Origin of the sequence: Rhizobium sp. TAL182, assembly GCF_002117725.1 — a bacterium.
In the GTDB taxonomy this organism is placed as follows: domain Bacteria; phylum Pseudomonadota; class Alphaproteobacteria; order Rhizobiales; family Rhizobiaceae; genus Rhizobium; species Rhizobium esperanzae.
Window position 1 is genome coordinate 1,093,412 of sequence record NZ_CP021024.1, and the last position, 21,129, is coordinate 1,114,540.

Genomic DNA, 21,129 nt, shown 5'->3' on the forward strand with positions numbered 1-21,129 from the left:
ATCAGGATCTCCGCCGGCGCTTGAAGGGTACGCTGCTGCAGCCCCCGCGCGTGATGGCGACAGCGCAGGCAGCGAAGCTCGTGGCGATGAAGACGCCGAAGAAGATGGTCATCAGCCAGGCGGTGCTCATGCTGGCACCTGCAGGGCAAAAGTGAATGCGAGCGTGAATCCGAGGGCCAGCAGCATCGCGGCCTCGGCGCGGCGCTGGATCTTCTCCCGCATGCGCATGGTTTCGAGCGCGCGTTCTTCGAGATCGCGGCCGCTGTTGTCGGAAATCAGGACCTCGGCGAGGCTGATGCGCGCCGGCACGAATGGCGTGAAGTGGTTCATTGGCCGGCCCTCAATTGAAGTCATCGTCATCGCCCGACGACGCCAGCGATGGCTGCGGACGGTAATCGACTGGGCGGATCGGGCGCGGATCGACCCCGTAGCTTCGGTAGGCCATGTCGCGCACGACCTCCTCGGTCGCGGGGCGGATCGCGTAGATGGCTGGCGTACCGTAGAACTCGGTGACGCTCTCGCCGTCCGACACCGGGATATCGATACGCAGCATTTTACCGCCCGCGATTTCCACCTCTTTGGCGTGGCCGGGGCGCTTGCGGTGGCCCATCAGCTCGACGATCGCCCAGCTTTCAAATACTTCGGATGTCATGAAACCCTCCGTTCATCCGTTTGGGCATCCGCTCCGTTCCTGGTCGGAGCGGGAGCCGAACCGGATCTCAGGCGGCAACCTGCTCGCTGAGACGGATGCGCTCGGCGACGGCGGCGGCGTTGCGGGCCTGGCTCTCCCTGCTGATGCCGGCGCGCTCCAGGTCGACGTCCGTCATCGGGCCGCGCTCCTGGTAAAGCTTGAACATTGCGTCCTGGTCGGCCGCATCGGGATCGACGACGGGCGCCGAAACGGGTTTCTTCTTTTCAGTTTTGATCATCGCCATCTCCTTGAGCCTCCGCTCTCCAGGCGAGCCGCCGCCGGCCGCGAGAGTGCGGACCGGCGGCGTTCTGCGCGCCGTCCGGCGTGGGGAGGAGCATCGCCGGAACAAGATGGAAATTAAATCTACATTCGAACGGCGTCAAGTGAGAGATAGAAATAAAATCTATATCGCTGATTCGACTCGACTCTGGCCGGGTTCTTGGGATTAATAAGAACCAAAGGAGAACGGCATGCAACTTTTGATCAGTGAAGCCTCACGGCAATTTGAATTGCAGATCAGATGCGAGAACTGCATGCGCGAGAGCGCCAGGCTCATTTCAGTGCCGAGGATCGATGGCGCGCCGAGCGATGTCGAGGAATTGCTGGAGAGTGGTTTTCTGAGGAGCTTGCGCTTCTCGTGCGCAAAATGTGACAGCGCAATAGGCATTCTCGTAGCCGTCTCGCTATGTAGCGAGGTCCTTGCTGACGTTGCCTAGAATGGGAGGTCGTTTACGACCCTCCTCACAAGGCCGATGATTTCGACCATTGTGCCTGTGTCGGCCGCGTGGTCGCGTGGCACCATGATGGGTCTGTGCTTTGGGTTCGTCGAGCGCGGGTGGTATTCCGTTCTATCCTGGTAGAGCTCGATCTGTTTCACGGACCATTCGCGCGTCTGGCCGCCATCGCGGGTTCTTTCAACGACAACGACCATCCCATCCCGCAAAGGTGCCTCGTGGGCAACGTCCTCGTAGGAAACACAGATGACGCGATCGCCTGGTAGGATCGGGCGCGGGCGCAGATCATTCATAGAATCGCCGGAGACGTCGAAGGCCATCAGCCGAGCGCTTGGGAAGCGATCATCCGCAGGCAGGGACAGAAGCTCTCTTTCCGATTGGTCCATGTCGTCAACTTCGCGGAATGTGCCCGCTTCGACCTTTCCGACAACGGCAACCGGCAGAAGTCTGCCCTCGATGGGTGCTGCCTCGACGTCGCTGAGTTCCAGACCGTCGCGCAGCCAAAGGGCCGATTTACCGATTGCGGAGGCGAGTTTTTGCATTTCCTCGCCGCGGGGCTGCTCAATCTTGCCGTTCAGATATTTGTTTATGTTCGCATAAGGAATACCCGCGCGCCGTGCAAGTTCCGCACCGCTCCATCCAAGCTCGATCCTACGAGAGTCCAGTCGCTTCCACCAAGTCATAAAGCGCATAATAAATCCGGAATTTTTTTCTGGTGTAGATTTCCCATGGCTTGAAGGTAGATTTAAAATCTAGTACAGCTTCGTGCATGGATGCGGAAATCACAGTTACGAAAATCATCAAAGAGGCGGGTGGGGTCGCCGCAATCGAGCGCGCGTGCATCGACGCCGGCGTGGCGATTACCCGCGACGCTATCTACAAGTGGCGGCACACGGGTATTCCTGATCGCCATTGGCGCGTCCTTATTCCGCTGACAGCCTTTGGTCCTGAGGAGTTCTATCGCGCGAATTGCATTGCGCGGGACATTCCCTATCCGGAAACCTCGGAGGCCGCCGAATGACCCTCTCCCTGAAGCGTGGCATCCCCAATCCATGCCGCGCCACCTCGCGCCGGACGGGCGGACCCCAAGCGTCCGGCGCGATTTTCTTTTGCTGGAGCGGTCCTGCTGTTCTTCGCTTCGGCATCCGCCCAGCGGCTTTGCGGCCACCGGGTGCGCCCCTGTTTGCATTTGCTTTGTCATGCGGTCCTCCGTGATCTCTTGATGAGCTGAGTTCTCACATTTCCGCATCGTTCCCGCCACGGGAAAAACCCACCGGAATTCCCGGCGCGGGAAGGCTTTTGTTTTGTCTGGAGTGACTGACATGGACGCATTTCTCTACCGCGTGAAGGCGGCGCAAAGGGACCTCATCGAACGCTGCGGCGGCATCATGCGCGTCGTCGAGAAATCGGGCTATTCCAAGAGCGAGGTCGGACGCTGGAACAACGGTTCCGAACCCGACCTGATGCCGGTCGGCGCGATCGCCGTGCTGGAGCGCGATTGCGGCCAGGCGCTGGTGACCGCGGTGCTCGCTGAAACCAACGGCCGGCGACTGACCGATCCGGACGAAGCCCGCAAGGCCGAAATCAGCGTTCTCACCAGCCATGCCGAGCTGATGCGGCATTCGGCCGAGGTGGCAAACGCCATCGCCGTGGCGATCAGCGACGGCCAGGTGACGCCTTCGGAAGCGACGACGATTGACCGGTTGGCGGGCGGACTTGAGCGCGCGGCCTCTGACATGCGTGCAGCGCTCGCCGTCATCAAGGCGGCCGGCGGCGTCAAGGCAGGCCTCAAGGTCGTGAGCGGGGAGTGACCATGGTGACCGAGCCCGGCCTCAACCGCGACGGACGGCTGCTGCTCTACCGAGCGGCGCAATTCATTGACCGCCATGGACGCGCCTATCCGCTGTCGCTCGAAAGCGACAAGCGCGGCGCCGAGGTGGCTGTTGCCGGCGGCTATGCCGAGCGCCTGGCCGACGACCCGCATTTCGTGACCGTGACCGAGAAGGGGCGCGGCTACATCGACGCGCTGATGAGGGCTGACTGATGAATGCATCTGCTGCTGTTTCCGCCGACGTCGCGCTGCGCACGATCACGCCGCTCGATTTTCCCGATTTGCCCCGCGCCGCCGTGCCGGACTGGATGCCCGAGGTACGCCTGGTCAAGCCAGCCGAGCTCGTCGTCGACGAAGGTTATCAGCGTGGCCTTTCCGATCGCTCTATCCGGCTGATTCGCAAGATCGTCGCTGAATGGAGCTGGCTTGCCTTCAAGCCGCCGATCGTCGTCGAGGTCGACGCCCGGCTGCACGTGATCGACGGGCAGCATACGGCGATCGGAGCCGTCACTCATGGCGGCATCCCGCTGATACCGGTGCTGGTCGTGCGGGCCGAGGCGGTGGCCGAGCGCGCGTCGGCCTTCGTGCGCCACAACCGCGACCGCATCCAGGTGACGGCGACGCAGCTGCACGCGGCCCTCGTTGCTGCCGGCGATGAAGACGCGCTGACCATGGCGCAAGTTTGCGATCGCGCCGGCGTGACACTGCTGAAAAACCCGCCGCCCTTCGCAAAGTTCAAGCCGGGCGACAGCATGGCAGTTTCGACGATTGCCTCGGTGATCTCGCGACGGCACGCCAGGGGCGCGCGCGAGATCCTTGAAATTTGCGTCAAGGGCAGGGCGGCGCCGGTTAGCGCCATCCTGATCCGCGCCGTCGAGCATCTGCTGTTTGCTACCGAATACAAGGGGCAGATCGAGCCCGACCGGATCTCGGCGCTGCTGCAGGCAATGCCCGCGCAGCTGGAGACGGAAGCCAAGCGCTTCGCTGCCGAGCGCAAGGTGCCGCTCTGGCGGGCGACGGCCTCGGTCATCTTCATGAACCGGAGAAAAGCGCGTGGATGATCTACTCGATATTCTCCGGACCGAGAACGAAACGCTGCGCGAACGCGTGCGGCAACTCGAAGCTCTGCTTTTGCCGAAAGATATCGAGATCCCGATGGAGTGGCGGCTGGTCAATGCCGAGCGCCGGATCTTCGCAGCGCTGACCCGGCGTGAGATCGTCACCAAGGACATGCTTTACGAGGCGCTCTATGGTGACCGGCTCGACCTCGACAAGGAAATCGAGATCAATTGCGTCGAAAGCCATGTCAGCAAGCTCAAGCGCAAGGTGAAGCCGTTCGGCGTCGTCATCATCAGCCGACGCTTCGTCGGCTACAGCCTGCTCAACCGCGAGAAATACGCCCATACCCCCCCCCGTTCCGGTAACGACGGTGGCGCGGCATGGATGATCTCGTCGACCTCCAGCGCGACCGCATCGAATTCCTCGAAGAGCGAATCCGCCAGCTCGAGGAGGCGCTGATGCCGTCGAGCATCGTGGTGCCTGTCGAATATCAGCTGACCTCGAATGAAGCGCGTGTCTTTGCACATCTCGCCAGCCGCGATTTCGGAACGAAGCAATCCATCATGATGGCGCTCTACAGCGACCGGGCGGAAGAGCCTGAAATCAAGATTGTCGACGTGTTCGTGTGCAAGATGCGCCGGAAGCTCAAGCCGTTCGGTGTGCGGATCGAAACCATCTGGGGGCAGGGATATCGGCTGGCGCGGCCTGGCATGGCGGAGGTGGCGGCGTGAGCGACGATACCCCGATCACCATTTCTGGTCCCGGCGGTCTTTCAGTCGAAACGACGCTCGGCGCCATCAAGGCTGCCGGTGACGCAGCCGCCAAAGGCGTCATTTCATCGCGCGCCGATGCTTCCGATCTAGCCGCGACAATCGAGCGAGCGCGGGCGCTGCTCGACGATGGCGATTATCAGGCGGCGCTGCTGCTTTCCGCCGGCGCCTATGAGCAGGCGAAGGCAGCGGCCGGCTATGCCGAGAAGGTGAAGGCGAGCCGCCAGCTGATCGACAAGGCGCGGCGCATGCAGGCGGACGCTCTGAAGATCGAAAGCGTCTGCTACGTGGCGATGGCGAACGCTGTCGACGAGGCGCAGGCGAAGGGGCAGGTGGCGAAGCCGGGACAGAAGGTAAATGTCCCAGGCTCGGACATTTTCACGCTCGACGATGTCGGCGTGGATCGCCGGCGGCTGCTCGAAGCGCGCAAGCTGCGCGACGCCGAGGTGAAGGATCCTGGCATCGTCGAGCGCGCGATCGAGGCGCGGCTTTCGCAGGGGCTGGAGCCGAGCCGCGCGAACCTGCGCGCCGCTGTCGGCACTGCCTCTGCCAGCAAGGAAGATCGGGGCGAAAACTTTTACCAGACGCCCGCCTGCGCCACGCGCACGCTGCTCGCCTTCGAAAGCTTCTCGCCGACGATTTGGGAATCATCCTGCGGCCTCGGCGCGATTTCGCGCGTGCTGGAGGAGGCCGGTTACGAAGTTGTCCTCACCGATCTCGTCGATCGGCAGACAGTGACTCAGCATGGCGAGCTGCAGGGCGTCGGCGATTTCCTCGCCAGCCAGCCGGAAGCGCCGGGCGAGGGGCACGATATCTGCACCAATCCGCCCTATGGCGAGGTGCTGAACGATTACGTCGCGCACGCGCTGCGCGTCCACAAGCCGCGCAAGATGGCGCTGCTGCTCAATCTCAATTTCCTCTGCGGCTTCGACGACGACGCCCGCAATTTTGTTATGGACGAAAACCCGCCGGCGCGCGTCTACGTCTTCAAGCGCCGCCTGCCGATGATGCATCGCGAGGGTTACGAGGGGCCGAAGGCATCGAGCCGCATGAACACCGCCTGGTTCGTCTGGGAACGGCAGGACGATGGCAGCTATGGCGACACGACTGTCGTCAAGCGCGTCGACTGGAAGGATTACGAGGATGCGGACGCGATGGAGCCCGGCGAGGGCGGCAATGCCAGCGGCGTTCGCTTCGAAGAGTTCAAGCGCGAGACGCCGAGGAAGACACTCGACGAGCGGGTCGAGGAAGTCTCTTCCAGGGCTCTGCTTTGGTGCGCGGGCAAGGATGATTTTGACGCCGTCGAACTGCGCCGGGCGATCGGCGTGCGCCCGACGACTGCGGAAGGCGCCATTCACTGGATGCTGGAGAAGCGGCTCATAAACCGCGCCGGCGAAGGTCGATTCAAGGTGGCGAGCGACGGCTGGACTGCCCTCAAGGCCACGGCGGCTGTCATCAACGATCCCAAGCTGATCAGTCTCATCGAGCAGATCCAGGCGGTGCCTGCATGAGTGATCACCAAACGCCCACGCCCGATTTTTCGCCTGCCATGCTGAAGGGCTTCCTGCGCGCCCGGGTGAAGATGCAATTCTACATGGCGGCCTACCCGAATTCACCCCTGAAGGCCACGCCTGATCAAGAGCATCGCGAGGCGCGCCTGCGGGGCGAGCTGCGCAAACTATCGGGCGTTTCCGCCAAGGATTTCAATCGTGCATGGGCGGGCCTCGGCATCGAGGTCGACGCCCGGCTGAAACTGTGGCGGGCGCTCGGAATCAGTCCAACGGCGCATGGCGTGCGCCTGATCGGGACCGATCAGCAGGAATGGATGGCGCATAGGAGGGCGGACGATGCAGCCTGAGATCGACCGCGCGCGCTTTGCCCGCGACGTCCGCAAGTGGCTTGCCGACAACAAGCTTTCGACGCGCGACGCCCAGCAGGCCCATCCCGGCCTCAACCCGGCGATGATCTCGCGCGCTTGCAGAGAGGACGTGCTTTCGGCGGCGAGCATGCTGGCGCTCTGCGCGGCGATGAAGCGCGATCCAACGGCCTATCTGACCTTTCTGGATAAGCGAAATCAAACTGTTACAGCAAATGTTCGCCGTGAAACGCGAGGTGCAGCATGAGCTTTCACGTGGTCTTAGGCAACTGGACCTTGCCGCTGGTGATGACGATCGTCGCCTTTGGCTTCGCCATCCCGATGATGCGCGCCAGCGCGCCGGAATATTCGCGGCTGGTCAACCGGATTTTCAACCTGCTGATCCTTGCGCTGGCGATCATTGCATCGCTGTTTTCCTGGCTTGCCTGGGCGCTGGTGATCCGATGAACGTGCTGCCGATCATCGAAGGGCTGACAGACAGCAACGCACCGTCCGACTGGGCGCTGTGGCTGATGCGCTGCCCGCTCGGCATCATCCATCGCGAGCAGATGACGATCCGGAGGATCTTGCAACAGCGCGGCTTTGCCGCCGGCGTCGCCTATCTCGATGCCCTGCTTGCCTATTCGAACGCAACGAGACTGCCGGACGGGACATTCCCCGCGAGGGTCGTGATGCCCGTGCACATGGCGGCCGGGGCAATGAGGGAAGCGGCGCGGGCCGCAGAGGGGGCGGAATGAATTCCATGGCAATGCCGAAGAGCTTCGGGCTCGACAACCGCATGACCGTCGTCCTGTTCGCCGGCATGGGCGGGGGCTGCGACGGGTTGGAGGACGCCGGGTTTCATGTGCACCTAGCCGTCAACCACGATCCGCTGGCGATCGCCATGCACGAAAAGCGCCATCCGCATACGCGGCATCTGCGCTGTGATGTCTTCGAGGTCGACCCAATCGAGGCGACGCGCGGTCGCGGCGTCCGCATCTTGCATGCATCGCCGGACTGCACGCATTTCTCGGTCGCCAAAGGTTCGAAGCCGGTCAGCAAGCGGCGGCGCTCGCTCGCGTGGGTGATTCCGCGCTGGGCGGGACAGGTGCGCCCTGAAGTGATCACCATGGAAAACGTCCAGGAGATCAAGACCTGGGGTCCGCTGATCTGCAAGCGCGACAAGAAGACGGGCAGAGCGATGCGTCGCGATGGCTCGATCGCTGCCAAGGGCGAGCGCATCCCGCTCGACGAGCAGTGGCTGATCCCGGATCCGCGCCACAAGGGGCGGATCTGGCGCGCCTGGCTGCGGCACATGGAAGGCCTTGGCTATAGCTTCGATCACCGCGTTCTCGTCTGCGCCGATTACGGCATTCCGACGATCCGCAAGCGCTTCTTCGGCGTGGCGAGGGCAGACGGTGGCCCGATCTACTGGCCGGAGCGCACACATGCTCCGCGCGACAAGGCAAAGGCTCTCGGCCTCAAGCCGTGGGTGGGCGCACATACGATCATCGACTGGTCGCTGCCCGTGAAATCAATCTTCGGCCGCAAGAAGCCACTGGCCGACGCGACGCTGCGCCGGATCGCCCGCGGCGTCATCCGCTATGTCGTCAATGCCAACAAGCCGTTCATCATACCGATCACCCACGCCGGTGGCGATAGGGTGCATGCGGTCGACGAGCCGCTGCGCACGCTGACCACCGCCCATCGCGGCGAGCTGATGCTGGTAGCGCCGACTATCGTCGATACTGCACACGGCGAAGGGCAGGGGCGCGGGGTCTCGGAGTGGTCGGCAGAGGAGCCGCTACGCACGGTGGCGGCCAGCCCGGGTAAATCCGTTATCTCTGCGCATCTGACTAAATTCCGTACCGGCTCGACCGGCGCGGATCTGGAAGATTCTTTGCCGACCTTTACGGCGAACAATTTCGAGAAGCGCCCGGGAGGCGCACCGCCGCTCGGTGTTGCGGCGGTGCACATGTCGACGATGCGCAATTCGCAAAAGCCGTTCGGCGCCGCCGATGAGCCGCTTCATACGGTGACAGCCGGCGGAGCCGGTATTTCGCTGGTCGTCGCCAGCATGATCCAGGCGGGCAACGGAGAGCATGCCGGCCAGGTGGCGCGCTGCCTCGATGTCGAAAACCCGGTCGGGACGCAGACAGCGGGCGGTCAGCGGCAGGCAGTTGTCGCGGCTTACCTCGCGCAGCACAACAGTGACCCGCGCGCCGACGGCTCCGTCGAGTTTCGCTCGGGGCGAGAGATCGCCGATCCGCTGGCAACTGTTACGGTCAGTCACCAGCAGGCCGTCGTCGCGGCTTTCCTTGCGCAGCACAACACTGGCGTCGTCGGCCATTCGGCTGAAGAGCCGCTGTCGACGATGACGACGGGTGGCGATCGCGGACAGACGCAGCAGGGCGTGGTGACGGCGGCGCTCGGCAGTCTTCGCGGAACCAATCGACATGGTCAGGATATCCGTGATCCTCTGCCGACGCAGACTTGCGGGGGCGGACGCGGTGGTCATGAGATGCTGATCCTGCCGTTCCTGCAAACCTATTATGGTTCCGGCGAAAACAGCCACGACGTGCGCGACCCACTGCATACGTTGACGGTCAACGATCGGCACGGGCTGGTCACCGTCGTGGTCAACGGTCAGACGATGGTCATCACCGATATCTGCATGCGCATGCTCGACCCGCTGGAAGGTGCTGCGGCGCACGGCTTTGACCCGAAGAGTTTCGACCATGTGATCGAATTCATCAATGAACAGGGCAAGCACGTGAAACGTAAGCCGAATAAGACCGAGCTCGGCCACCTCGTCGGCAACAGCGTTCCGAAGAAGATGATCCAGCTGCTGGCCGAGTGCAACGGCCGCTATGAATTCGTCGAGGCGGCCGAGTGATGCAACCAAACCGTCCTGTTCTTCGCTGGCATGGCAGTAAGTGGCGTATCGCCGAATGGGTGATTGCACATTTCCCGCCGCACAAGGTCTATGTCGAGCCGTTCGGCGGCTCCGGCGCGGTCATCCTGCAGAAGCCGCGCGCCATTACCGAGGTCTACAACGATCTCGATCGGGATCTGGTGAATATGTTCAAGGTCCTGCGCGATCGCCCTGCCGATCTTGCGCTGGCGCTGGCGCTGACACCATACGCTCGCGATGAATATAGGTCGCTCTGTGGCGAACCGGCCGACGATCTCGATCGGGCACGGTCGTTTATTGCCCGGTCATTCATGGGGATGAGTTCGAAAGGGGCAGTTCAGAAGAGCGGCTTCGACGCGCGCACCAATCCAGACGGCTACACCGGCCGCCTTCGCTCGCTGGCGAGCCTGCCGGACGAAGTCCTGGCTGTGGCTGGACGTTTCACGCATGTTCTTATTGAGAACGTGCCAGCGGTCGATTGCCTAAAGCGGTACTCTCGGACCCATGCGCTGATCTACATGGACCCGCCATACGTCGCCAGCACTCGATCGGCCGGCAAGCTTTATCGCCACGAGATGAGCGATGACGATCATCGCGAGCTGCTGGAACGGGCTCGCACGAGCGAAGCGATGATCCTGATTTCCGGATACCGCTCCGAGCTTTACGACGCCATCCTCGGCGACTGGCGCAGGGTGCAGACCGTGTCCTATGCTGACGGCGGGCGCGAACGGCTCGAGGTGCTATGGATCAACCCTGCCGCAGCAGACGCTTTGCAGGGCGTGACAGAGGCGCATAGCGCAGGGCACGGCACCCCGCTGTTCTCGATCGCGGGAGGGGCGGCATGAGGCGTCTCTCTCTAAGCAGCTTCCAGCCCGATCACCAGGCGCTTGCCCATAGCGGCCAACGCGCTGACCAGCAGCGGCATCTTCGTGCTTGTGTCAGGATCCAGCAGCCGGCGCACTTCCTTCTCGTTCTTTCCCATACGGCGGGCGAGCTCGGTTCGCGGAATGCCGGCCTCCTGGAAGGTCTCGATGACGGCGATCTTGGCGGCGACCTCGGGGTCGGGCGTGATCATCACGCCGTCTGCCGTAGGCGCCGGCAGGGGCTTGCCGATCTCCAGATAAGTGAGCAAGGCGATGCCGAGCGCATCGGCCGCCATTTCACGGGCCTGCGCCATATCATCCCCCTCGGTGATCGCCTCGGGGACATCGGCGAAGGTGACGGTAAAGCCGCCCTCGCGTTCCGTAGGCTCGAAGGTCGCCGCATAAGCGTATGTCTTCATGGTCTTCTCTCCTTGGCCACAGCTGGCCTTTGGGGACATGGGCAAGCGGTACTCAAGCGAAAGTCCGGGGCTCAGGTGAGCCCCAGACCTTTCCTTATCTTCGCTGCCGTCTTCGGGTCTATCTCCCGGCTCGGGAGGGTCGTGAAGCGGTCTCCTATCCAGACCGTTGCATGCCCGCCCTTGCCCTTCGATTTGCTGACCCGGAAGGAAAGGCCGCGTTCTTTTGCTTCGTCCCTGAGTTCAGCGATGAAGCGATCCCGCTTGTCCATGTCCATCTCCGTTTCAATGAAAACATATTCGGACATTTTTGTCCGAGCGTCAAGTGAATTCGGACATTTTTGTCCGAATTTTGCAGGGCGTAAGCTGGCGAGGGGATGGTCTTGAGCAGCCCGCGTTTCTCCATCATCCCGGCGTGGATCGTCACCGACAGCCGCCTCAAGGGCAGCGATCTAAAGGTGTTGTGCCTGCTCGGGACCTATACGAACAAGGAAGGCTGGTGCCGACGCAGCCAGGTCAAGATGGCCGAGCAGCTCGGCTGCGGCCGCTCGACGGTGCAGGATTCGCTCAATCGGCTGGCCGAGATCGGCGCCGTCGAGAAGCAGAAGGTGGCGAGCGCCGACGGCCGCGACAGCGCGCACTGGTATCGTGTCCTGCTCGATCGCGCACCGATCAGCGATGCATTCGGCGCATGGGACGGCGAGGACGAGCAGGAATTTGGTCCTATCAAGGGTGAAAATTCCGCCGCACCCCCTGCCGGTATACCGGCACCCCCTGCCGGTCCTAGACCGGCACCCCCTGCCGGTTCTGGACCGGCACCTATTAACGACAGTAATTTAACTCCCCCAGATGAACGAAGGGAGAGAGAGCGCGATCGCGACGAGGAAGGGGAAGAAAATCCCAAGGCGCTGGAACGGCGGTTCCGGGCATGGTTTGCCCGCATGCCTGGGTACCTCGACGATAGCGAGCCGAATGCTCGGCGCGAGTGGAACGCGCTCACCTCGGCCGAGCGGGCCGAATGCGAGCGCCTGACCCCGATCTGGCTGGAAGAGCGCAAGAAGATCGGACGCACAAAGGCGGTGGCCGCCTCGACCTATCTCTCCGAAAAACGCTGGGAGCGCATCCCTGATGAGGCGAAGGCCGCTCATCAGCGGGCAAAGGCGCAGGAAGAGCAGGTCCTGGTAAAGCCGTTCGGGCCGATCTGGGCGGGGTTGCGCAGCCTCGCTCTGCTCGACGGGCCGGCGCACGTCGAGGTTCCCGACGACATCTTCCAATCGACGACGCGGGTTTACGAGGTCTACCGCCGCACCAGCGCCAGCAAGGCTGCCGCCTTCCTGGAAGAGCGCGGCATCACGGTGGAAGGCAGCAATCTCGTCTTTCCTCCTGATTTCCACGAGCAGGAATACCGCCGGCGCGTGCTCCAGGAAGGCTATCCCGAAGTCACCCGCCTGCACAGATTGGCGGCAGAACGCGCTCGCGAACCGATCGACAAGCGCTTCCTGGCGCTGGTGCAGCTCTGCGAGGCGGTGCCTGTCGGCTCGCCACTCTACGAGCGCTGGCGCGAATACCACTCGCTGATGAACTGGCAGTTCGTGCCGGATCCCGGCCAGATGCCGGTGGTGTTTTTCCCAAGAGGCGGGCCGGACGGCCTGCGCGATTTCGAAATAGCCGCACGGGCGGCGCTGGGCATGGAGCGGGGCGATGACGATGCAGCGTGATAAGTTTGAGGGAATTCCGATTGGCGTCGCCCGTAGCGAGAGCTTCGAATATCGCATGCGGCGAATCAGAGCGGAAATGCTGCCGGCGGCATCGCTCAGAACCGGGGCTGATTCGCCTTGGTTTGCAGTTCGTGTGATGTCGGGACGCGAAATTGCTGTGTATGAGGCTCTTGACGAGGCTGGTATTGAGGCGGTGGTTCCGATGCGCATGGGGCCTGAATACCGACGCCGCGGACGGAAGATTCCAGCCTCGAAGATCCCCGTTATGACCGGCTATGTGCTCGTTCGCTTCTTCGCATCAGACCAAGCTTTCCTTGCAATTCGGGGTTTTGAGCACGTCATCGACGTGGTCGGCGGGTGCATGTCGCCGCATCGTATTCCGGACAGTGAAGTCAAGAGATTCAAGGCATTGGCCGATGGCGGTGATCTCAATTGGGAGCGTCCTGTCACGGTATTTAAGAGGGGCGAGAAGGTGCGCGTTAGCGATGGTCCGTTCGCTTCGTTCTCCGGTGAAATCATCTCCTGCCGCAACGACGGAAAGGGCGATGCGGTCGTCGAGATGCATCTTTTCAGCGGCACGGTGCCCGTGCTGATGCCTCTTGCAATTCTCGAAAAGATATGAGTAGAAATCTCACCACGGATGAGCTGATGATCCTGCAGTGAGCCTCTGAAAACGCACGAGAGTGCGGGGCAATAGCCCGAGGTCGGTACACCGGTCAGCCCCAGCCCTAAGCCTCCCAGAGGCATCGATTCAAGGGCAGTGCGACAGCTATGACAATTCGGCGGACTTGAGCGAGGCGACCTTCGGGTCGCCTTTTCGCGTCATAGAGTATGGCCGCAGAAATTCATTTCGACGCAAGCGAGATCGAGCAGCTCTCCCGCGCGATCGCCGGTCTGCCAGGGGCCATCAAGGCGAAGGCCATGGGCAGGGCGATGCGACGCATGACGCAGATGGCGAGAACGCGGGTTGTTCGCCGCAGCGCCGAACGTCTCAGTGTTTCGCAGTCGAAGATCCGCAAGATCACGACGGCGCACTTCAATGCCGGCAGCAACTCGATCGAGGTCATCGAAAAGTCGGGATGGATTTCCCTCTACGAACTCGGTGCGACGCAGATCAGCCGAGGGGTCAGGGTCAGAGCCCGCGGTTCTTACAAGTCGGCCTTTATCGCCGAGATGAAAAGCGGACACCGCGGCGTGATGAAGCGTGTCGGCAAAGGTCGTCTGCCGATTCGCGAACTGTACGGACCCAACCCTGCTCACGACGTGACCAACAACCCCGATGAGTTCCTGCCGGCGCTCGCCGAAGTGATCGAACAGTTCCTGCTGCCCCGCGTCCTTCACGAGATCGACCAGCTCCTCCCGAGGTGACCCACCCCCAATGCCCTCGACCCTCGGGGGCACCCCCCCCGGTCAAGGGACCGTATAAACCGATCCCCCGCCCGCGGGCCGGGACGACCCCGAAATCTGGTCAGTCTGAGAGTAAAACTGAAGCCTAAAACTTCTAAAACTGGCTAAAGGATTAAAGGTCGAGCTTTAGGGCGATGGAAGTTTCGAAGAGCGAGTTCGCGGCGATGATCAATGTCTCGCCCGGACGGGTTTCCCAGTTCATCGCGGCAGGGCAGATCAGTGCAGCGGCCATCATCGGATCGGGCCAGCGCGCGAAGATCGACGTTGAGCGTGCCAAGGCAGACCTCAGGCTGGCGCTGGACGTCTCGCAGCGGCTCGGCAATGGGATCGACACCAGGCTGGAAGCTGGAGAGCCTATCTCGGTTCCTTCGCAGCCGGCCGGCAATGCGACACTGCCGCTTTCCGCTCCGACTGGCCTTGATCATGAGATCAAGCAGCAGAAGCTGGAGCAGATCCGGCGCGTCAATCGCAACGCTGCCATCGCCGACGCGCAGTCGCGGGGCCAGCTGATCGAGACCGACCAGGCTCGCGCCGAAATGACCCGCATTGCCGCCGGCATGTTGCAGGTTTTCGAGGGCGGTCTGACCGACCTGGCCGCGGCTGTTGCCGCCGAGTTCAAGGTGCCGCAGCGCGACGTCCTGCATCTGTTGCGAAAGCAGTTCCGGCAGATCCGTGCGACGGCCGCCCGCCAAATGCAGACGATGGCGGTGGAACTGCCGGGGACGACGCCAGTCGAGATCGCCGCCGAGGACATCGAAAGCTTGAACTGACATGACCTCAGTCATCGTCGACACCGCTAATGCGCAGCGCGTCGGCTACGACGTCATGGCGCAGGTCCTGACGCCCCCGCCCGAGGTCGACTATCTCGGCTGGGCCGAGCGGAACATCGTCTTCTCCGAGCGTGAGAGCCCTTACCCGGGGCCGTACAATCGGAACCTGTTTGCATATTTCGACGAGGTGCTCCGGGCGCTGTCGCCGGATGATCCCTGCCGGGTCGTGACGATTGCAAAGTCGGCGCAGATCGGCGGGACCGTCGTCGCCAACATCTTCACCGGCGGCTCAATCGAAATGGACCCGGGGGATTTCCTCTACGTCCATCCGACTGAGAACAACGCACAACGCTGGAGCAAGATGAAGCTTGCTCCGATGCTTCGCAACACGACGTCGCTCGCCAAGCTGTTCCCGATGAAGAACAGGGACGGCCTGGACTCGGTGCTCTATAAGGAGCGCATCGACGGGCGCGGTGCCATCCAGATCTCCGGCGCGAATTCGCCGGCGTCGCTGTCGCAGGTGACGATGAAGCGGCAGGTCCAGGATGACCTGTCGAAGTGGGAGAACAATTCCGGCGGCGACCCGGAAACGCAAGCAGACAGCCGGTCTCGCGCGCACGAGTTCGCGAAGATCCTCAAGATCTCGACGCCGCTGGTCATGCCTGGCTGCCGGATCACGCGGAATTTCGAGGACGGCAGCCAGGAATACCCCTATGTGCCGTGCCCGCACTGCGAACATTTCCAGGTGCTGGAGTGGCAGAACATGCTGGCGGACCTCGACGAGGACAAGCCGGAGAATGCCCATTTCACCTGCACCGAATGCGGCTGCGAGATCGAGGAGCATCACCGGCCGCAGATGATGCGGCGGCTGGAGTTCCGGTCTCATAACCCAAAAGCGAAGCGGCAGCACCGGTCGTTCTACATCTGGTCGGCCTATTCGGTCCTGCAGAGCTGGGAACGGATTGCTCGTGAATGGTTGAGCGCCAGAGGCGATCCTGCCTCCGAGCAGACTTTCCTCAACGACACCGTCGGCGTCGCCTATGTGACTGCCGGCGAGGCGCCGCCCTGGGAGATGCTGAGAGACCGCGGGGCGAGGTCGGAAGAGGCGAGGGGTCGCATCCCGACAGGCGGGCTGATTTTGACCCTGGGTATCGACTGCCAGCAGGACCGCGTCGAATGGCAGCTCGTCGCCTTCGGCAGGGAATTTAGGCGCTGGGTCGTCGACTGCGGCGTCATCCCGGGTCATATCTCGGACAAGGTCTGCCAGGAGCGGCTCGACGCGCTGACTGTTCAGACTTGGCCGAACCGCTACGGGCAGAAGATTGCACCCGACAAGGTCGCGATCGACGGCAATGCCTATACCGAGGAAGTCTGGGAGTGGGCAAAACGGCACCCTGCCTCTCGCGTAGTCATGGTCCGCGGCAGCAACACCGAGAGCGCGCCGCTGACGGCGAGGGTCAAGAAGGAACGGAACAACCGGACGGGCAAGCTGCTCAAATATTCCCGGCGGTTCTATAACTTCAACGCCAGCATCCTGAAGATGGCGCTCTATCGCAACGTCTCGAAGGAAGATCCTCTCGACCGCGGCTATGTCGGTTTTCCGATCGGCCTCGAGGACGAGTATTACCGCCAGCTCACGGCCGAGCGGCGTGTTCCGAAGAAGCGGAAGGACGGCTTCACGGAATACAAATGGGAGAAGGATCCGGCGCAGGCAAACGAAATGCTGGATACCATGAACCAGGCCGAAGTCGCAGCGATCCTCTATGGCGTCCGCGGACTGCCCGACCGTATTTGGGACCGCCTCGAGTTCGAGCGGGAAACGCACCCGCCAGACGCTCAACTCGATTTTGAAGACGGCCTTTTCGGGGTCGCGAGAACGGTCGCAGTAGCTTCCACTGACACGGTTGAAAACGCACCAACGCCGGCAGCGAAGAAGACGGAAAACGAGAACCGATGGAAGAAACGACGGTAAAGCCCCGCGTCCGTGTCAAGGCCGGCACCAGCGCTGGCTATCTGCGCGATACGCCGTCGGGCGTCATCGCCTCGCGGCCGGCTTCGCTTCGCGAACATCGAGACGAGGTGCGGCGCATCTGGTGGAGGGCGGCGGGCCTCGCCATGGATCTGCTGCACAATAGCGGGCGGCTGCGCGGTGCGGTCGACCAGATCATTGCCGATACGGTCGGTGTCGAGCTCACGCTCAACCCGCAACCCGATCTCCTTCGGTTCGGCTACGATCAGACCGAAGCTTCGGAATGGGTGAAGCTGGTCAAGGCGCGATTCAAAGCCTGGGCCTGGAATGCGGCGGAGTGTGATTTCCGGGGCAAGTTTACGCTGCCGCAGATGACCGATATCGGTATCCGCAACTGGCTTGGCTTCGGCGAAAGCCTAGGCATCGTGAGCTTCATGACACGGGCTGAAAGACGACGCTACGGCATCACCTCTGGCACGAAATTCCTGCTGGTATCGCCGTCGAAGCTGGTGCAGGACACCAACGAGATGGAAGGGCTGTACCAGGGCATCATCCACGATGCGAACGGTCGGCCAACCCACTACCGGTTCATCGAGCGCCGTACAGGCATCGACGTGAAGCGGGACTATGCCGCGCGGGATGCGGATGGCCGGCAGCTGGTGATGCATGCGTTCGATCCGTTCTCGGCCGAAGACGTGCGCGGCGTGACGCCGATGGCGCCGACGTTCCGAAAATATCTGATGGCGGAGAATACGGACGACGCCACCGCACAGACGAACTTCATGCAGACGATTTACGCCGCGACGCTGACCAGCGACAGGCCTGCGGCCGAAGCATTCGAAGCGCTGGAAACGTTGAAGGACGCCGGCGGCCAGGGCGCCGAGGATATCGCGTCCGACTTCGTTAATTATTTCAAGGCGCAGCTCGATCGCGCGGCGGAATCCGAGATCCGCCTCGGAGCTGGCGCCGGCATTTCGCATCTGGCGCCTGGCGAGCGGCTTGAATTCAAAACGCCCACCACGCCAGGTCGTGACTATCAGCCGTTCCTCGCTTCGCTTCATCGCGAGACAGCCAGGGCGCTCGGCATGAGCTACGGCGGTTATACCCTCGACTACACGAACGCGACTTACGCCTCGACAATGATGGAAAACGCCTCGATCCATCCTGTCGCCACGCGCCGGACTGACCGCATTGCCGCTCCGCATTTGCTCGTGCCTTATGCGAGCTGGCTGGACGAAATGATCGGCGAGGGAAAAATTCCGTTCAAGGGCGGCGCCGAAGTATTTCAGACTAATCGCGACGCGATCTTGTGGGCGCTCGGACTTGGGCCGTCGAAACCGACGGCCGATGACGAAAAGGCAGCGAAGGCCGCCAGTGAGCGCCTGTCGAACGGAACGAGTTCGCTCGAGGCCGAGGCCTCGGCCAATGGTCAGGACGCCGAAGAGATCTTCGAGTCGAATGCTCGCTGGCACAAGCGATATGTCGATGCAGGCATGCCGTCGCCCTTCGCGCGTAAGACCGGGAGCGAGCCGGCGAACAAGAGCGTCCAGTCCGCCAAGGAAAATGCCTGATGCCGAACATGGTGAAGATCGACGGCGTTTTGGTCGATATCGACGATCCCTGCGCGCTGGCGACGGCACTCAGGGCCGTTCGCTACAAGCGCATCACAGGCGGGCAGATCGAGGAAAGCGAGATCCGCTCGCCCGTCATGCAACAGCGCATCAAGGTCGCATCATCGACGGTGGCGCAGCTAGACGCGGAAATACAGCGTCTGGACGATCTCTGCCGGCAGAAGAACGGGCAATGCCGCGTCTCCCGTCGTTGGCGCTTCCGATATTGAGGATCAGGACATGAGCTTTGCATATGGCCACATCGCCCAACGGCTGTTTGGCACGCCGCTGATGTACGACGAGCGGAAGGCCGAAGCCTTCCTCTACGGCCTCGGATCGCGGATAGCGGGCGACACTGTCGTCATTACCAATCCTGGCGGCGCCATCGATCACGTGGCCGGCGACAACGGCCGTCCGCTCGCCGGCAAGGTCGGCAATCGGATCGAGCGGGCATTCACGCAAGTCAACCGACTGCCCTTCGATGTGGTCGATAATGTCGCCATTATCCCGATCGAGGGCTCTCTGGTGCACAAGGGCGGATGGATTGGATCGAATTCGGGGGAAACATCCTATCAGGGCCTTCAAGCGCAGATCGCGATGGCGCGGCGTGCATCATCCGTTCGCGGGGTGGTATTCGAGGTCGACAGTTATGGCGGCGAAGTGAACGGCGGTTTCGAGACGGCGGCCGCGATCGCGCAGCTGTCGAAGGAAAAGCCGACGTTGTCGATCCTGACGGATTTCGGCTACTCGGCGGGATACCTGCTGCCGTCGCAGACGCGTGGCATCGTTATGCCGGAGTTCGGCGGCGCGGGCTCCATCGGAGTCATCATGATCCACGCGGACTATTCCGGCTGGCTTGAGAAACAAGGCGTCGCGCTGACCATCATCCGGGCCGGCAAGAAGAAGGCAGACGGTAATCCCTATGAGAGCCTGAACCCTGACTTGGCTGCCCGGTGGCAGAAACAGGCCGAAGTCATGCGCGAGGCCTTTGCCGAAACGGTCGCGAAGGGCCGTCGCGGCAGGATCACCAAGGCCAAAGCCATAGGGACCGAGGCCGAGGCCTTCGATGCCAAGGAAGCACTGGCGAGAGGCCTCGTCGATGCGATCGGCGATCCCCTCGAGGCCTTTGACGCTTTCGTCAAGGAAGTGAACCGGGGTTGATCCCCGCAGGAGAAGACCATGACCAGCCTGATTTCGAGCATCCGGGCGGCGATCCGCTCCGGAGCGCTTCCCTCTGATCTCGAAGATGTCGAGATCGACCCGGATGCCTCGGCATCCAATTCCCAGCCGCCTCACACAGGGGCAACCACCACAGGAGGTAACATGTCTGAAAATCAGACTGTGGCCGGCGCAGCAGGTGCTGCGGCCGCGGCCATTGCCGCCGCTGCCACCTCCACCGGTGGCGCCGACGGCTTCAAGACTGCCATGGACCGCATCAGCGCGGTCCTGGGCGCCGAAGGTATAAAGGGCGACGGCAAGCGCATGGCGGCAGCCCTGGACCTCGCTGTTCAATCTCCCGACATGGCGGCTGACGCCGTCGTGGCGTTCGTCACCGCGAATGTTTCGGCTGCATCGACCGCATCTGTTCCGACCGGAGGGCAGCAGCAGGCGGCGAGCTATGAACAGCAACGCGTGGCAGCCGCGGCCCTCGCGCAGCCGCAGGCCGGTGCGGTCCCGCCCGCAGAGCAGGCCAAGGCCGGCTGGGGCAAGATCAGCAACAAGATCAACAGCCGGATCGCCTGAGCGGCGCCCGCGAACCTCAAGAAGGATCAGAGACCATGACGACGCTTTCTGAAGGCCGCCACCCGGGCGAGTTTCTGCTGTCGGAAGCCAATTTTCATCGCTCGCGCGACAACATCGAGATCGCCGCCTCCCAGACCATTACGCCGGGCCAACTGCTTGGCGCTGTCGTCGTTCCCGGCGATGTCACTGCAACGGTTGTCCCGACGTCGGGCAACACCGGCAACGGTGTGCTCACGATGGCCAATCCCGCGGTCACCTCGAAGGTGCGCAACGGCGATTACCTGTTGACCTGCACGGCCGCCGCGGCAAATGCCGGCACGTTCTCGGTGCAGACGCCCGATGGCCGCGAAATCGGCCCAGCAACCGTGGCGGTGGCGTTCAACAAGGAAATCAAGTTCACCATCGCCGACGGCCCCGCGGACTTTGTTGTCGGTGACAGCATCATCGTCCGCATCGGCGTTGAGCCGGTCGACAGGGAATATGTCGCCTTCAACCCGGCGGGAACCGATGGTTCCGAGACGGTAGCGGCCATTGCTCTTTACGACGCGGTCACTGGTGCTGGCGTTACGACCAAGATCGCCGCTATCACTCGTGATGCTGAGGTGAACGGCCATTGCCTGACACTCCCGGCCGGTATCACCGCAGCGCAGACCGCCAAGGCCTACGCGGACCTCGCATCCCAGGGCATCATCGTTCGCAACTGATCTACCTGGCCCGGCCGGTTTCGCCGGCCGGGTCAGAGCGGCCGCGCCGCATGTCGTTTCAACATCCTGCGTGAC

The 21,129-nt window shown here is 62.5% G+C and carries 30 protein-coding genes; 23 read left to right on the forward strand and 7 right to left on the reverse strand.

Annotated elements, in window-relative coordinates:
- Position 1 precedes the first annotated feature (1 nt).
- The 5 genes from Tal182_RS33085 to Tal182_RS05480 form a co-directional block, all read right to left on the reverse strand.
- A complete protein-coding gene (locus tag Tal182_RS33085; protein WP_281063640.1) occupies positions 2-130 on the reverse strand; it encodes a hypothetical protein in 129 nt (42 codons plus the stop codon).
- Positions 127-330, reverse strand: a complete 204-nt coding sequence (locus Tal182_RS05460; RefSeq protein ID WP_085858437.1) for a hypothetical protein — start codon at positions 328-330, stop codon at positions 127-129. The genes Tal182_RS33085 and Tal182_RS05460 overlap by 4 nt, the downstream gene beginning before the upstream one ends.
- 10 nt (positions 331-340) lie before the next feature.
- Positions 341-652, reverse strand: a complete 312-nt coding sequence (locus Tal182_RS05465; protein WP_085858439.1) for a hypothetical protein — start codon at positions 650-652, stop codon at positions 341-343.
- A gap of 67 nt (positions 653-719) precedes the next feature.
- Positions 720-929 carry a hypothetical protein gene (locus Tal182_RS05470; RefSeq protein WP_245344817.1) on the reverse strand — a complete coding sequence of 70 codons (210 nt, stop codon included), beginning with the start codon at positions 927-929 and terminating at the stop codon, positions 720-722.
- Positions 930-1,403: 474 nt separating this feature from the next.
- Entirely contained in the window at positions 1,404-2,117 is a 714-nt protein-coding gene (locus Tal182_RS05480) for an XRE family transcriptional regulator (protein ID WP_245344818.1), read from the reverse strand.
- Between the two features lie 77 nt (positions 2,118-2,194).
- Here Tal182_RS05480 and Tal182_RS05485 point away from each other — a divergent pair, with 77 nt between their 5' ends.
- From Tal182_RS05485 to Tal182_RS05545, 13 genes are all read left to right on the forward strand, one after another.
- Complete coding sequence (locus Tal182_RS05485; protein WP_085860844.1) at positions 2,195-2,446, forward strand: hypothetical protein; 252 nt, start codon at positions 2,195-2,197, stop codon at positions 2,444-2,446.
- Positions 2,447-2,747: 301 nt separating this feature from the next.
- Positions 2,748-3,236 carry a hypothetical protein gene (locus Tal182_RS05490; RefSeq protein ID WP_089152653.1) on the forward strand — a complete coding sequence of 163 codons (489 nt, stop codon included), beginning with the start codon at positions 2,748-2,750 and terminating at the stop codon, positions 3,234-3,236.
- A gap of 2 nt (positions 3,237-3,238) precedes the next feature.
- Positions 3,239-3,469: a hypothetical protein gene (locus tag Tal182_RS05495; RefSeq protein ID WP_085858441.1), complete on the forward strand. Its 231-nt coding sequence runs from the start codon at positions 3,239-3,241 to the stop codon at positions 3,467-3,469.
- Complete coding sequence (locus Tal182_RS05500; RefSeq protein WP_245344819.1) at positions 3,469-4,317, forward strand: DUF6551 family protein; 849 nt, start codon at positions 3,469-3,471, stop codon at positions 4,315-4,317. The genes Tal182_RS05495 and Tal182_RS05500 overlap by 1 nt, the downstream gene beginning before the upstream one ends.
- Entirely contained in the window at positions 4,310-4,774 is a 465-nt protein-coding gene (locus tag Tal182_RS05505) for a helix-turn-helix domain-containing protein (RefSeq protein WP_085858443.1), read from the forward strand. Before Tal182_RS05500 ends, Tal182_RS05505 begins: the two co-directional genes overlap by 8 nt.
- Positions 4,774-5,046 carry a helix-turn-helix domain-containing protein gene (locus tag Tal182_RS05510; protein WP_225881736.1) on the forward strand — a complete coding sequence of 91 codons (273 nt, stop codon included), beginning with the start codon at positions 4,774-4,776 and terminating at the stop codon, positions 5,044-5,046. Before Tal182_RS05505 ends, Tal182_RS05510 begins: the two co-directional genes overlap by 1 nt.
- The gene (locus Tal182_RS05515; RefSeq protein WP_085858445.1) at positions 5,043-6,596 is read left to right on the forward strand and encodes a hypothetical protein; all 1,554 of its coding nucleotides are present in this window, start codon (positions 5,043-5,045) and stop codon (positions 6,594-6,596) included. The genes Tal182_RS05510 and Tal182_RS05515 overlap by 4 nt, the downstream gene beginning before the upstream one ends.
- A complete protein-coding gene (locus Tal182_RS05520; RefSeq protein WP_085858447.1) occupies positions 6,593-6,943 on the forward strand; it encodes a hypothetical protein in 351 nt (116 codons plus the stop codon). Before Tal182_RS05515 ends, Tal182_RS05520 begins: the two co-directional genes overlap by 4 nt.
- Positions 6,933-7,208: a hypothetical protein gene (locus Tal182_RS05525; protein WP_085858449.1), complete on the forward strand. Its 276-nt coding sequence runs from the start codon at positions 6,933-6,935 to the stop codon at positions 7,206-7,208. The genes Tal182_RS05520 and Tal182_RS05525 overlap by 11 nt, the downstream gene beginning before the upstream one ends.
- On the forward strand, positions 7,205-7,408 hold the full coding sequence (locus Tal182_RS05530) for a hypothetical protein (protein ID WP_085858451.1): 204 nt from the start codon (positions 7,205-7,207) through the stop codon (positions 7,406-7,408). The genes Tal182_RS05525 and Tal182_RS05530 overlap by 4 nt, the downstream gene beginning before the upstream one ends.
- On the forward strand, positions 7,405-7,698 hold the full coding sequence (locus Tal182_RS05535; protein ID WP_085858453.1) for a hypothetical protein: 294 nt from the start codon (positions 7,405-7,407) through the stop codon (positions 7,696-7,698). Before Tal182_RS05530 ends, Tal182_RS05535 begins: the two co-directional genes overlap by 4 nt.
- Entirely contained in the window at positions 7,695-9,836 is a 2,142-nt protein-coding gene (locus Tal182_RS05540) for a DNA cytosine methyltransferase (protein WP_085858455.1), read from the forward strand. The genes Tal182_RS05535 and Tal182_RS05540 overlap by 4 nt, the downstream gene beginning before the upstream one ends.
- Positions 9,836-10,699 carry a DNA adenine methylase gene (locus Tal182_RS05545; RefSeq protein WP_085858457.1) on the forward strand — a complete coding sequence of 288 codons (864 nt, stop codon included), beginning with the start codon at positions 9,836-9,838 and terminating at the stop codon, positions 10,697-10,699. Before Tal182_RS05540 ends, Tal182_RS05545 begins: the two co-directional genes overlap by 1 nt.
- An 11-nt stretch (positions 10,700-10,710) precedes the next feature.
- On the opposite strand, the gene Tal182_RS05550 is transcribed toward Tal182_RS05545, so the two are convergent.
- On the reverse strand, positions 10,711-11,136 hold the full coding sequence (locus Tal182_RS05550) for a HicB family protein (RefSeq protein WP_085858459.1): 426 nt from the start codon (positions 11,134-11,136) through the stop codon (positions 10,711-10,713).
- 71 nt (positions 11,137-11,207) lie between these two features.
- Positions 11,208-11,405 (reverse strand): hypothetical protein, encoded by a 198-nt coding sequence (locus tag Tal182_RS05555; RefSeq protein ID WP_125461457.1) that lies wholly within the window; start codon positions 11,403-11,405, stop codon positions 11,208-11,210.
- Positions 11,406-11,516: 111 nt separating this feature from the next.
- Between Tal182_RS05555 and Tal182_RS05560 the strand changes: the two genes are divergently transcribed.
- The 10 genes from Tal182_RS05560 to Tal182_RS05605 all read left to right on the forward strand — a co-directional run bounded on the left by Tal182_RS05560 (position 11,517) and on the right by Tal182_RS05605 (position 21,054).
- Entirely contained in the window at positions 11,517-12,851 is a 1,335-nt protein-coding gene (locus tag Tal182_RS05560; protein ID WP_164517760.1) for a helix-turn-helix domain-containing protein, read from the forward strand.
- Positions 12,835-13,473 carry a transcription termination/antitermination NusG family protein gene (locus Tal182_RS05565; protein ID WP_085858465.1) on the forward strand — a complete coding sequence of 213 codons (639 nt, stop codon included), beginning with the start codon at positions 12,835-12,837 and terminating at the stop codon, positions 13,471-13,473. The genes Tal182_RS05560 and Tal182_RS05565 overlap by 17 nt, the downstream gene beginning before the upstream one ends.
- Before the next feature lie 209 nt (positions 13,474-13,682).
- Positions 13,683-14,219 carry a hypothetical protein gene (locus Tal182_RS05570; RefSeq protein WP_085858467.1) on the forward strand — a complete coding sequence of 179 codons (537 nt, stop codon included), beginning with the start codon at positions 13,683-13,685 and terminating at the stop codon, positions 14,217-14,219.
- Between the two features lie 173 nt (positions 14,220-14,392).
- On the forward strand, positions 14,393-15,028 hold the full coding sequence (locus Tal182_RS05575; RefSeq protein WP_085858469.1) for a hypothetical protein: 636 nt from the start codon (positions 14,393-14,395) through the stop codon (positions 15,026-15,028).
- 1 nt (position 15,029) lies between these two features.
- A complete protein-coding gene (locus Tal182_RS05580; RefSeq protein ID WP_085858471.1) occupies positions 15,030-17,000 on the forward strand; it encodes a terminase gpA endonuclease subunit in 1,971 nt (656 codons plus the stop codon).
- Entirely contained in the window at positions 16,982-18,568 is a 1,587-nt protein-coding gene (locus Tal182_RS05585; protein WP_085858473.1) for a phage portal protein, read from the forward strand. The genes Tal182_RS05580 and Tal182_RS05585 overlap by 19 nt, the downstream gene beginning before the upstream one ends.
- Positions 18,568-18,837, forward strand: coding sequence for a hypothetical protein (locus Tal182_RS05590; protein WP_085858475.1), 270 nt, complete (start codon positions 18,568-18,570; stop codon positions 18,835-18,837). Before Tal182_RS05585 ends, Tal182_RS05590 begins: the two co-directional genes overlap by 1 nt.
- 10 nt (positions 18,838-18,847) lie before the next feature.
- Entirely contained in the window at positions 18,848-19,768 is a 921-nt protein-coding gene (locus tag Tal182_RS05595; RefSeq protein ID WP_085858477.1) for a S49 family peptidase, read from the forward strand.
- 18 nt (positions 19,769-19,786) lie between these two features.
- Entirely contained in the window at positions 19,787-20,350 is a 564-nt protein-coding gene (locus Tal182_RS05600) for a hypothetical protein (RefSeq protein ID WP_085858479.1), read from the forward strand.
- 35 nt (positions 20,351-20,385) lie between these two features.
- Positions 20,386-21,054: a head decoration protein gene (locus tag Tal182_RS05605; RefSeq protein ID WP_085858481.1), complete on the forward strand. Its 669-nt coding sequence runs from the start codon at positions 20,386-20,388 to the stop codon at positions 21,052-21,054.
- Positions 21,055-21,129: the final 75 nt, after the last annotated feature.